This window comes from Carboxylicivirga sp., from assembly GCF_982718395.1.
In genome coordinates, this window is the sequence record NZ_CEXQWX010000026.1 from 1 (window position 1) to 12,524 (window position 12,524).

A 12,524-nucleotide genomic window follows, 5' to 3' on the forward strand; every position below is an offset into this window, starting at 1 on the left:
AAAATATTTTGGATTCTGACGTCCAATGGACACTTCCCGCTTATATGCAGCTGTACGATCTTTATTAAGAACAAATACCCATTGTCCTCCTGTACTCTGGAAAAAGCTGCCTCGCGGTAATAATCTTGCCTGTGAAGGATCACCCAGCTCTAACTTTATATGACTGGTTTGACCGATCCTTAAAGCCTGTATTTCCTCACTGTCAAAGTCGAGATCCACAGTAAATTTACCATCTTCTACCTCGGCATAAATTTTACTCACAGTAGCATTAATGTTTCCATTTGGGAACTGGCAATCAGCCTTTAATCCGGTGCGTACGCGAGAAATATAATGCTCATCAACTTCAGCTTTTAATTTAAACCGATCCAGAATATTGACTTTTCCCACACGCATACCATAGGATATCACCTGACCTTCTTCAAGATTAAGAGAAGCCAGCTGACCCGTTACCGGAGCTTTGATGGTTAGGTTGTCCAGACGCTTTTGAATAATAGACTGATTTGACTCCATCCGGGTCGCCGAATTCTCTAAAGTTTCAATCTGGATTCCACGATAAACAGAATCGCGACGAAAACTTTCATTAAGCAGGTTCATCTGACGTTTAGAAGCTTCGTAATTAGTTTTATCTCTTAAAAATTCATCTTCTGATATCAGGCCTTCACTAAAGAACGATTTAGAATTAATAAACTGACGTTTCTGCAAAAACAGCTCTCCCTCAAGTTTAACGATCTGATTTTGTAACTCCATTGCATTCATTTCCATCTGTAAACGAGCAGTCCGCAACTCGTTTATAGCTCTTGCTACATTTGCTTCATTATTTGAAATTTCAAGAATCAGGTTAGTGTTGCTAAGTTCAGCAATGGCATCGCCTTCATTCACCATACTACCTTCTTCCAATAGAATCGACTCCACTCGTCCCCCTTCAATCGCATCCAGAAAAATAGTACGATAGGGCTCTACCGTGGCTGTTACACTGATATAATCCTGGAAATAATCGTCCATCACCGTCGATATAGTTAATCGATCGGCCTTGGTTTTAACCTGGCTCCGATGGTCGGCAAAAGCAATAAAGTAAATACACCAAATAACAAACAGGCTTGCTAGTATCAGCCATTTCATATTCTTTTTCCACCAAGGCTTTTTCTCAATTTGTCGATCCATATTACTTATTATTCATCTGCTCCAAGCTATGCCAAAGCCATGCCTCTTTCATAAAGAACTGATTATCTGCATACAATCTTATAATCATTTATTTTTTATGTCGGAATATCCAACACTCTTGTATGATATTCCAACAATAAAAGAGTATTTTGTAGGTGGGAATTGAACAGAAAGGTCAATCCCTTGATACAATTAACTTGATAATTGATTTTACTGCCCCCTTCTCCAAGGAGGAAAAATTTTTAAACTTAAATAGTATAAGAAAACTGAATTCAAGAATATGATTTAAACCAATCAGGGGGATTGACCATAATTAAACAAACCTTTCCATGAGTGACTCAAACTATAATAAACAACTTAAAGGATATGCCAAGGAGCTACGAAACAACTCAACAGATGGTGAAATCATCTTATGGAAGGAAGCTTTAAGAGCCCAAAAAATGTATGGTTATCAATTCAACCGACAATTTGCTATAGACAATTATATCGTTGATTTTATCTGCCGAAAACTTAAATTGATTATTGCATTAGATGGCTACTCACATCAGTTTAAAGTCGATGAAGATAGAATAAGGGATAAAAAACTTGAAGAACTTGGTTATTATGTTTTAAGAATAGATGAGTATGAAGTGAGGAAAAATTTGAATAATGTCATTCGAGTCATTGAAGCAACAATAGACGAACTAGAATCAAAGAAAGGATAATGCCTAATGATAATTATCAATCCCCCAAAATACCCTTATAAAAATTACATTTTAAGCCGCCCCCTTTTCTAAGGGGGAAATAACTTTTAAAACAGTCAACAAAACAAGTATCAATTGAACAAAAGGTCATCCATAATAAGATATTAAAATAGATATTTCAATGGATTTCCCCCTTGGCGAAGGGGGTTGATTTAGATGAAACTTTAAAGATATAGCAATTGGGGGGATTGAATAATCCCACCAATAAAACCCAAAAGCCCATGTTAAAAGAAGGAAACATACTAATAGTAGACGACAACAAAGAATTGCTGATCGCCTTAAAACTCTACTTAGGACCTTATTTCAAACGGATTGTTACAGAACATAACCCCAATCGGATTAAAGAGCACCTGAGCAAAGAAGCCTATGATATCATAATGCTGGATATGAATTTTAAAGCTGGCATTAACAACGGTAATGAAGGGATGTATTGGATGCATGAGGTACATCAGCAAGATCCGGAATTGGCAGTTGTTTTTATTACTGCCTATAGTGATGTTGAGCTTGCTGTTAAGGCAATTAAAAAAGGAGCAGCAGATTTTATTGAGAAGTCATGGGATGAACGTAAAATACTTTCCACCCTTCGATCGGTATACGAACTACAAAAGTCAAAACGCGACATCACCCGTTTAAAAAAGAAACAGAAACATCTTAAAGAAGTGATCGATAATCAGCAAGATTTGTTTATCGGTCAGTCGGATAGCATGATGCAAATTATGACCATGGTGAAGAAGGTAGCACCTACCGATGTTAATGTGCTCATATTAGGAGAGAACGGGACTGGAAAAGAAGTTATGGCACGCACGATTCATCAACAATCCAAACGTAGAGAAGAAATGTTCGTCTCGGTTGATTTGGGTGCCATACATGAGAATTTATTTGAAAGTGAACTGTTTGGTCATTCGAAAGGAGCCTTTACTGATGCCAAAAGTGATCGTACCGGTCGTTTTGAGTTGGCATCGGGTGGTACACTCTTTCTGGATGAGATTGGCAACCTGTCATTAGCGGCTCAGTCCAAGTTACTGGCTGCCTTACAAAACAGAGAGATCACTCCTGTTGGCAGTTCGCGTCCCATAAAAGTTGATATCCGCCTGATTTGCGCCACTAATATGCCACTACAGCAAATGGTTGCCGAAGGGACTTTTCGCGAGGATTTGCTATATCGTATCAATACCATCTCAATGGAACTCCCGGCATTGCGTCAACGAAAAGAGGACATCAAAGGACTGGCCGAATTCTTTTTACTAAAACAAGCCGATAAATACCAAAAAGGACATCTGAACTTTAGCACTTCGGCAATTGAAGCCCTAGAGCAACAAACATGGCCGGGAAATATCAGGGAACTACAACATACTATCGAAAAGGCAGTCATTCTTTCTGACACACCCAAGATTGATGTCGATGATTTATTTCTTAATGTTAGCAATCAGAAGGTTTTGGATGATGATTGCTTTAACCTTAACGAACATGAACGTTTGCTGATTGAAAAAGCCATTGAAAAATGTAAGGGTAACATGAGCAAGGCTGCCAAAAAACTGGGGATTAACCGATCGACTCTGTACGATAAAATTAAAAAGTATGAGTTATAAACACTTTACAGTAAGCACAATTGTACAGAGTCTGTTATTAGCAACCACTCCAATTCTGTTCTTTCTGGTGTGGTCCAATGAAAATCTAATGCTCTTCGGGTATTTATTCATTCTGACATATATTATACAAGTCTGTTATCTGATTTATACAGTACGTAAAACCAACCGCGAACTGGCAAAGTTTATTCAATCCTTCGGCTTTGGTGATACTACCATACACTTTCGAACACGCGATAACGATGCCACCTTCCAGGATCTGTTCAAGTCTTTTAACCAGGTTGTGGAAGTTTTTCGCCAGTTAAAGGTGGAGAAGGAAAAAGAATACCTCTTTTTTGAAACCGCCTTAAAGAAAATTGGTGTGGCAATTATTGTAGTTAATGAACATGGGAATGTACTGATGACCAATGATGCCTTACTAAGACTGCTTAATATTAAATATCTGCATCGTCTTGAAAAGCTTAATCAGTTTCAAAAGGATCTTTCAAATACCTTGATGCAACTGAAGCCCAACCAACAGAAGTTATTGGATCTTACGGTTGACAAACGCTTGTTGCAAATAGCCCTCTCTGCAGTGATGATGAAGCAGGAATCTAAAACATTACGTCTGATTGCTTTTCAGGATATCCGACGAGAGATTGAGCAGAAGGAATTGGAATCATGGCAAAAACTGATTCGCGTATTGACCCATGAGGTAATTAACTCTTTAAGCCCGGTCAATATCATCTCAGCAGGACTGAAAAGCCGCTTTGAAACAGCCGAACAACCTTTGCTAATTGAGCCGGAAGAGCAAAATGAGCTGATTGATGCCTTGGATGCCATGCATAGTCGCAGTAAAGGTCTAACGCAATTTGTTGAAAGTTACCGCGGAATGGCAGGACTAAAAAGTGCGCAGACCTCTATTTGTAATATCAACAACCTACTTTCGCGAGTACAAACACTTTTCAACTCCTCAGAATCTAATCAGATTTACCAAATTCAAATGGTTTGTCCGGATGAATTAAATTACCTCATCGATGAAAAGCTGGTTGAACAGGTATTGATCAACCTGGTCAAAAACAGTATTGAGGCCATGGATAAAACTGATGCCAAAGTTGAAGTCAAAGCAACCTTGAATAATCAACAGCTTAAAATCTCGGTTACTGATAATGGCAAGGGAATTCCAGCCGAAGAACTGGAAAAAGTCTGCATCCCGTTTTATACTTCCCGTGAGGGCGGCAATGGTATTGGCTTAGCTTTGTCAAAACAGGTGATGCGTCTACACGGCGGTCAGCTCAAAGTTGAATCAAAGGAACACAAAGGTACAGCCATTACCTTGCTTTTTTAATAGACACCTGTTGAAGAGCTTTAAACGGTTATGGGCCTAGGAGCCTGTCGGACTTAAGCACTTTTTAGCTTTTTTTCTTGACCCCCTATTCGAGACTTGTCTTGAAATATTCGAATCTCAGATGCTTTAATAGGTAAGTCCGACACACTGCTAGGCTACAATTATGCACCTTAAAGCTTCGGATTTGAAGCTTTGAGCTACAAACCTTTACCCAAATAGCTCGTCCATTGGACCTTGAAGCATTGACTTTGAAACCTAAAGTTCTGTTCGTACTGCTTTAGGCTTCGAACTTTAACCACGAAGGCTCGGATATCAATGCTTTTTGCTCCAATTATTAAGATCGTTAGCCAAAACTTTTAAGCTTTTTGCTCAATGATTGGACCTCTCGAGCTTTGAACTTTAACCTGTTTAGCATCGATTTACATGCTTTTTGCAACGAGCTTGCACTGCAACAACACCGTATTTAATGCTGGTTAAGGCCTGACATAAGCCACTAAAGCACCAACTTTCAGGCAAAGTATTCCATAGTTAAACCTCAATAACATCAACATCGACTCAAATAAGCTTCGACATAGAACCATAAAGGCTGCACCTTTTAGGTAAATTGTGACTATTTCAAACCCTAGGCGCTTGGCCTTCGATGCTATTGAGCATCAGTTTTGGTCTTCAAAAGCATCAGCTTAGATGCAAATGTCTCCAAACTTTAGCCTTAGTAACAGCGACTAAGAGGTTTGTTAGCATCAACTTTGAAGCAAAACGGCTCACCATTCTATCAAAAAGCTACACAAATTAAATCAATTACGTCTTGTGTCTAAAGTCTAAGCATTTATTGACAAATGATTGAATCTATTTTTACAACTAAAGAAGCTCTGTGCCAGACACTACGCGCTTTTGCTGATTATTTTCTTCAAAAAAACATTTGAATTAATGATTATTCTCCTATTTTTGCATCCGCATTAGCAAAGGCAATGCAATCAAAACACACGGGTGTAGCTCAGTTGGTAGAGCACTGGTCTCCAAAACCAGGTGTCGGGAGTTCGAGCCTCTCCTCCCGTGCGTATGAATCCTGACTTCGGTTGGGATTTTTTGTTTGATGAACTTTGCAAACTAAAATAAGTTCATATATTTGATGCGCATTTTGGAGAGGTGACAGAGTGGCCGATTGTGCACGCCTGGAAAGCGTGTGTACACCGCAAGTGTACCGGGGGTTCGAATCCCCCTCTCTCCGCCACCGCCCTCCATCGTTTTAACGTCGGCGGGCTTTTTTTTCTACTTATTCTTTCTGATTTTACGGTAATCGATCAAGCTACAGTGGATTAATCCGCAAGTGAATATACTTGTGTATCTTGCTAAGGATTGAGTTCCATATTATCTCGGTCATCTTTTCGCAGGAGTTCTCTGCGAAGGGTTCTTAAAAAGGTATTCCGCTTTTTGGTGTTTGTACTTTTTTCGAACATAAGCTTATAATAGCTATTAAAGTCGGCCTGTAATTGGAGAGAAGCCTTGGTTTTCACCAGATTTTCGAGACTATTTTGATCTGACACGCAACTTATCCAACGGTATAAGTATGCATAAAACCCTTTATCTGAATCTGAGCGCAAAAGTTTTCTAAAGATATACTTTTCTGTTTTTTTATACCTCACTATTTGTGCCTTTATCCTTCTGATTAAATAGATCAATAACAGAATCACAACGCCACCGACAATAATATAAACGGTCCAAATGCTCCATTCTCTCCATTTGTCATCCTGATTTTCCGGAATGTGATTCAGAACTTCAACCTGCGACTGTTGCATCAGCGAGTCTCGATGGGATGCCAACACACTTAAGTCATCGTTAGGTGCCACCTCAACAGTTAGCGAAGGAAGTGATCGATCAACCCATCGATGTTGGTTTACATCCCAATAACCGATATTTACAGCTGGTATGGTAAATGTTCCTTCTTTTTCAAACAGGTAGGCAACGGTTTGTTTTTTTTTTTTTTTTATAGCGGTAGATCGCTCAGGTGTTTCTGTAGTTATTTTGGGTGATTGAGGATATACACTTATCCCATCAATTTTATCCCAGTTTAACTCTGGCATAAACGAAGCCATAGTCCCATAAGCATTTATGTTTACGGATCGTTCAATCACGTCTCCAACTTTCAAGTTAGTGGTTTTACCAGACCAGGATTCTGTTCTGTTTAAGCGTTGAGCAACTATCCAGTTATCTGCACTTATATGTGGTGGATTAGGAGTAACATTTAAATTTGCTGTTTTGGATATAATCGTTTTGGCAGTAGCTTTGTACTGTGCCGGTGCCGGACTATGCACCACAATTTTCTGTTGAGGTAATAGCAATTCACCGGCATTATATGGATAAACCCAATAATTGTGGGCCACAAAACTGTAAGTCTTGCCATTGATGCGCTCTGTTCCAACCTGGTTATTGGCTGGAACTATGAAAGCATCGTTTAAAGAAAATGGCTGAAAAACAGCCCCCTGAGTAAACCAGGTATCTGTATAAACCTTAACGGTATACTTGCAAGGTTGTCCTACATAAACATTACGCGGACTAACGCTTACTGTCGTATAAACATCTTGACCGAACAGATGCATTGAAATAAATACAGAAAGCCATAAACAAAGGGATAATATGTAAATGCGTCTACTCATTTCTTTTCTTTAATTGGTATTCGAATTTCCTTCTTAAAAACTCACCAGGATCTTCTTTCACATCACGAATAATAACCTTACGCGCATCCATTTCTTCAGGAGTATCAAATTCCTCGGGTACTTCTTCCTGTTCTTCACCAGCATGAACTTCCGATTCCACTTCCTCCATTAATCGCTCATCCTGCATTTGTTCTTCTGTGGCTTCCTGTCCTCCTCCACCTAAATCCTCTTCAGCATTAGTATTTTCTATCATCTTTTCAAACAAAGCCTCAACCTCAGTATTTGAAAGAGCTTCAAATTCATTGTTTTGTTTTAAAAACCACTGTTGCACTTTGTCAATAGCAATATCACTTTGTGTAAATGCATTATCCAGCATTTTTGACCTGTAAAAGGCATTGTAAGCTGCATTATAGTTTTCTTCCTTTAGATAGCTTAATCCCAAATTATAGAATCCTTGAGCGGTAGTATCCTTCCTGAAAGCCTCAATAGCTTTTTTATAGTCTCCTGCTTTAAAATAGGCTGTTCCCTTTTGCATAGGATCTTCAAATAACTTAGCAGCTTCCATATAATTACCTTCATCCATTGCCTTTTGCCCTTGGTAATCCTTAGTTAAAAACAAATCTTTCGCACTATGATTTCCACTGCAACTGCTCAATAATACAGCCAGTATTAATGTGGGCATAAACCCTTTTCTGAACCAAATCAGAATGATAAAAGCCAATATCCACAGCAAGTAATATCCATGTTCTACCCACATGCTTTCCTGCAATTCCGGATCATCCTGATAAAGCTTGTTTTCTTCTAATGTCGTGGCTAATAGTTCTACATCACTGGCATCTAAAGTGGGTAATAAAAACTGAACGTTTGATTCTTTATTTAAAATGATAGCCCGGTTGTTTACATCCTCTGTTAATGCAGTAAAAGGCATAATTGTAACCTGATCTTCTTTGCCCTGTACAAATTGTTTCATGGTTTCAACATCGGCATCATCGGGCATATCACTCATAAAAATAAAGTGGCTTGGAGCCGTATTTTTTCTAACCAGAGTATCAGCCAGCACCAATGCCTCATCTATATTTACTCCTTTTTTAGGCATTATTCCCGGCTTTAGTGCTTCCAGATGTAACTCCAATGTCTCGTAATCGGTAGTAGGCGGAATTACCAAATGTGCACTTCCTGCATAGGCTACCAATCCCATTCTTATACCAGGATTAGCACTTAAAAGGTCTTTGATCTTATATTTTGCTCTTTCTAAGCGGTTGGGTTGCAAATCTTCTTTAAGCATAGACTCTGATAACTGCAACATAATTAAACCAGTTGACTCTACTTTTGCACCTGGCTTTTCAACCTGCTCAAAACTTGGGCCACTAACTGAAATTACAATTACAATCCATCCAAAAATAAGTAATACACGAGCGGCGTATAAAGCTTTTAAGTTTCCTTTAAGAATAACGTATTGACGCAAATGTGACGCGATTCGTTGAACCCACTGATCACTTTTATCCCGTCTTATTAAATACAAAACCGGGAATAATACTACAGGTATAAGTAACCATAGAGCCTGTGGACGTATCCAGTGGAGTTGTTCCCATAATTTTAATACTTCCATATCAGGCCTCCTTTCTTTTAAACAGGTTTAACAGATTCACAAAAAACTGTAAAACAAACGATAATGAAAAAATGGCGAATACAGGATAGTAGAAAAGCTCTTCAACAGGAACGTATGTCTCTTCTTCATATTCTACAGGTTCAATTTCATCCAGTAAATCAAAAACTCTTTCCATTTCCGATACATCTTTGGCTAAAAAGTATTCACCACCAGTTAGTTCTGAGATATGTTCTAAAGCCTCTTCATCTAAATCGGCTCCAGGTCGTGTAGGATCTCCAATTCCAATAGTATGAATCACAATACTATCCTGATGAGCCAGTTCGGCAGCATCAAAAGGAGAAACACCAATCCCACTATCTGCCCCATCCGTTAACAACAGCATGACTTTTTTAGGAAGTGTGTCGTTATCAAATAAGGCTATACTCTTACCAATGGCTTTACCAATATTGGTTTGCTGACCAGCCATTCCAACATCAGTATCGTCCAATAGCTGTTTCAAAGCTTCAGTATCGCTCGTAAATGGGGCTAAAGTATACGCATTGCTGCCAAATAAGATGGTTCCCATTCTATCTCCCTGGCGCTCCTTTATAAATTCACCCATTAAATGTTTTACTGCATCCCAGCGACTTACCTTCTCCCCTTCCAAATCCCAATCCTTTTGGGCCATACTAAAGGATAAATCAGCCACAAGTAAAAAGTTACGGGAAGTTTTAACCACTAAATCGGGCTCTCCAACCAATTGAGGACGTGCCAAACCTAAAAGCATCAACACCCAGCATAACCATAAAATTATCTGTCTAAGCCATGGGCGTTTTACCTGCTTGACTCCTGACATTGGTTTTTCTCCGCTACTTTGGGCCGCATACTTAAAAAACGGTGCCCACAGCGATTTTTTACTAATACGCACAGCAGGCAGCAGCCAAATTACCAATAAGGGTAATGGCAAAAGGTAGAAGACCCATATATATGCAAATTGAAAATTATCAGGCATGATGATTAATCCAATATTTAACTGTTTGTATTAGTTTCTTTTGCTGATTACTTGTAATACTATCAGCCAATGTTTCATTATAACTTGCTTCTGCAATTAATTTTAAATCGTTTGTGTTAATTCCTTTGCACTTACCTTGTAAAAAATTAAGCCAATCATTCCCGGAAACTGATGCCAGCTGTTCTCTTCCAAAACTGCGCATGGCGGTATGCTTTAACAGTACAGCAAGGTGTTTAATTAAGTCAATAGCCTTTAAATCTTTACCATTCAACTTGTCAAGTTCTTTTGCAGCGTCTCTTCGATATTTGTTTTTATAGAATGCTTTAACTTTTAGAGCAATGATAACCAGAACCGCTAAAACTATGGCATACGTTAATATAGTCCACCCTATAGCATCAAAAGAAAAAGCTACTACCTCTGGCTCATATAGTTGTATTGTATCTAATCCGGTGGTTTCCATTATCTAAAATAGTTGCTTAGTTGTTTATGTATAGGTTCAACGGTGTTAAACTGTAAAATGGGGATACCGATATTTAGCATTTCCTGACTAAACTGATCCTTTCGTTGATCATTAAATTCAGTAAACTTTTTGTCATTATCGGCTTTTTTACCATCGAATGAAATTTGTAATTGACTGTCGGATAATACCCACTTGTCATCACCTAGTGCTAACTCTAACGGATCATTTACCTTGAATAACACCACATCATTGTGCCTTGATTGTGCTGCCATTTCCTGCTTTACAGAAGGCATGTAGTGTAAAAAATCACTTATAAAAATGATTAAATGATTGACGGGTTTCAACTGTCGAAGAGCCATCATGGTATTATTCAATAAGGTTTCGTTATCGGTATTTTTTGCTTTCCTGAGTAACTCCTGGTTAGCATCTGCAAGCTTTTGTAATAGCTGAACTAAGTGCTTATGACCACCTTTCGGCTTAATAAGACCTGTCTTATCATCACCTATGATTATAGCTCCAATTCTGTCTTTATCCTTAATAACACGATGTGAAATAATACCGGCTAATTCAGCTGCCACTACTGATTTTAATTTGTTCTTCGATCCAAAAAACATCGATCGACTTTGGTTAACCACTAACAGAACTGGTCGCTCCCTCTCTTCAGTATATTCCTTTAAATATGTTTTCTGAGTTCTGGCTGTAACTTTCCAATCGATATAACGGATATCATCACCCCTGACATATTTTCGTACCTGGTCAAAATCCAGCCCACGTCCACGAATCAAGGATGCATGTTTACCGGTTAATACACTCCTTTGAGGTTGTTTACTACTTAAATTAACAGCATTAGTGTACTCCGCCAGCGATAACAAATCATCCAGCTTAATGACTACTTCAGACCGTATTTTATCTAATTTTCCCATAGGCATGAATTAAGCGGGAACAGCAACCAGTTTAAGTATTTCATCTAATGCATGGTTGGAATTTACACCTTCGGCCTCAGCCCTGTACGAAAGAATAATACGGTGCCTCAACACATCATGGAAGATAGCCCGAACGTCATCTGGTGAAACAAAATCTCTTTCGTTTAACCACGCATGAACTCTGGCACATCGCTCTATGGCTATTGTTCCACGCGGAGAAGCCCCGCATTCTATCCAATGAGCAAGCTCTTCGCTATACTTTTCAGGGAATCGTGTAGCAAAAATCAAGTCAACTATATATTGTTTGATGGCTTCACTAACCTGCACATTCCTGGTGGCTTTTCTGGCATCAAATATCACTTGCTCTTCTATGGTTTCCTTTTTCTCTGAGCCATTTTTACCTACCTCACTTCTTACCAAATCTAAAATAGCCATCTCTGCATCTTTCTCCGGATATCCTATTTCGACTTTCATCAGGAAACGATCCATCTGTGCCTCTGGCAATGGATAAGTACCTTCCTGCTCAATGGGGTTTTGCGTAGCCATCACCATAAACAGATTAGTCATTGGATAGGTCGTTCCACCAACCGAAACCTGACGCTCTTCCATAGCTTCGAGCAATGCGGCCTGAACCTTAGCAGGTGATCGATTAATTTCATCGGCCAATATCAGATTATTAAAAATTGGTCCTTTTTCAAAAGTAAACTTTTCTTCCAACTCTGGCTGATAAATAGTGGTACCCGTGATATCAGAAGGTAATAAGTCGGGAGTAAACTGAATTCGACTCAATCCACAATTTATATTTTCTGCTAAACTTTTAATGGCTCTGGTTTTTGCCAGGCCCGGCAAACCTTCAAGCAGTAAATTGCCATCAGCCAACAACACAATTAGCATTCTTTCAACCAAATGATTCTGGCCAACGATATTTTCGTTTAACCTTTGCTGTAATTGTTTTATTTGATCAAGCATAACATCAAAAATTTACATAGACACTTTATTATAAATTCGTTATTATCTACATTCTATCTAAAATATGTAAGTCTGTTTAGCAAAGATATTTTGTTTGTCAT

The 12,524-nt window shown here is 38.7% G+C and carries 10 protein-coding genes and 2 tRNA genes; 5 read left to right on the plus strand and 7 right to left on the minus strand.

The features are described 5' to 3' along the window. Nucleotides 1-1,161, minus strand: a 1,161-nt coding sequence (locus tag AC4MRQ_RS07115; RefSeq protein ID WP_491196968.1) for an efflux RND transporter periplasmic adaptor subunit, incomplete at its 3' end; no start/stop codon positions are given. Between the two features lie 329 nt (nt 1,162-1,490). Between AC4MRQ_RS07115 and AC4MRQ_RS07120 the strand changes: the two genes are divergently transcribed. The 5 genes from AC4MRQ_RS07120 (at nt 1,491) to AC4MRQ_RS07140 (ending at nt 6,048) form a co-directional block, all read left to right on the plus strand. After that, nucleotides 1,491-1,865 (plus strand): endonuclease domain-containing protein, encoded by a 375-nt coding sequence (locus AC4MRQ_RS07120; RefSeq protein ID WP_491196969.1) that lies wholly within the window; start codon nt 1,491-1,493, stop codon nt 1,863-1,865. 260 nt (nt 1,866-2,125) lie between these two features. Beyond that, the gene (locus tag AC4MRQ_RS07125; protein ID WP_491196970.1) at nt 2,126-3,493 is read left to right on the plus strand and encodes a sigma-54-dependent transcriptional regulator; all 1,368 of its coding nucleotides are present in this window, start codon (nt 2,126-2,128) and stop codon (nt 3,491-3,493) included. Beyond that, nucleotides 3,483-4,817 (plus strand): sensor histidine kinase, encoded by a 1,335-nt coding sequence (locus tag AC4MRQ_RS07130; protein ID WP_491196971.1) that lies wholly within the window; start codon nt 3,483-3,485, stop codon nt 4,815-4,817. The genes AC4MRQ_RS07125 and AC4MRQ_RS07130 overlap by 11 nt, the downstream gene beginning before the upstream one ends. A 983-nt stretch (nt 4,818-5,800) precedes the next feature. After that, nucleotides 5,801-5,873, plus strand: a tRNA-Trp gene (locus AC4MRQ_RS07135). 84 nt (nt 5,874-5,957) lie between these two features. Beyond that, a tRNA-Ser gene (locus AC4MRQ_RS07140) sits at nt 5,958-6,048 on the plus strand. A gap of 118 nt (nt 6,049-6,166) precedes the next feature. Here the strand turns inward: AC4MRQ_RS07140 and AC4MRQ_RS07145 are convergent. The 6 genes from AC4MRQ_RS07145 to AC4MRQ_RS07170 are packed head-to-tail and all read right to left on the minus strand — an operon-like array spanning nt 6,167 to nt 12,423. Further along, on the minus strand, nt 6,167-7,471 hold the full coding sequence (locus tag AC4MRQ_RS07145; protein WP_491196972.1) for a BatD family protein: 1,305 nt from the start codon (nt 7,469-7,471) through the stop codon (nt 6,167-6,169). Beyond that, nucleotides 7,464-9,080: a vWA domain-containing protein gene (locus tag AC4MRQ_RS07150; protein WP_491196973.1), complete on the minus strand. Its 1,617-nt coding sequence runs from the start codon at nt 9,078-9,080 to the stop codon at nt 7,464-7,466. Before AC4MRQ_RS07150 ends, AC4MRQ_RS07145 begins: the two co-directional genes overlap by 8 nt. Before the next feature lies 1 nt (nt 9,081). Further along, complete coding sequence (locus tag AC4MRQ_RS07155; protein ID WP_491196974.1) at nt 9,082-10,071, minus strand: VWA domain-containing protein; 990 nt, start codon at nt 10,069-10,071, stop codon at nt 9,082-9,084. After that, entirely contained in the window at nt 10,064-10,531 is a 468-nt protein-coding gene (locus tag AC4MRQ_RS07160) for a DUF4381 domain-containing protein (protein ID WP_491196975.1), read from the minus strand. Before AC4MRQ_RS07160 ends, AC4MRQ_RS07155 begins: the two co-directional genes overlap by 8 nt. Beyond that, nucleotides 10,531-11,454 (minus strand): DUF58 domain-containing protein, encoded by a 924-nt coding sequence (locus AC4MRQ_RS07165; protein ID WP_491196976.1) that lies wholly within the window; start codon nt 11,452-11,454, stop codon nt 10,531-10,533. The genes AC4MRQ_RS07160 and AC4MRQ_RS07165 overlap by 1 nt, the downstream gene beginning before the upstream one ends. Before the next feature lie 9 nt (nt 11,455-11,463). Continuing rightward, nucleotides 11,464-12,423, minus strand: coding sequence for an AAA family ATPase (locus AC4MRQ_RS07170; RefSeq protein WP_491196977.1), 960 nt, complete (start codon nt 12,421-12,423; stop codon nt 11,464-11,466). Nucleotides 12,424-12,524 lie beyond the last annotated feature (101 nt).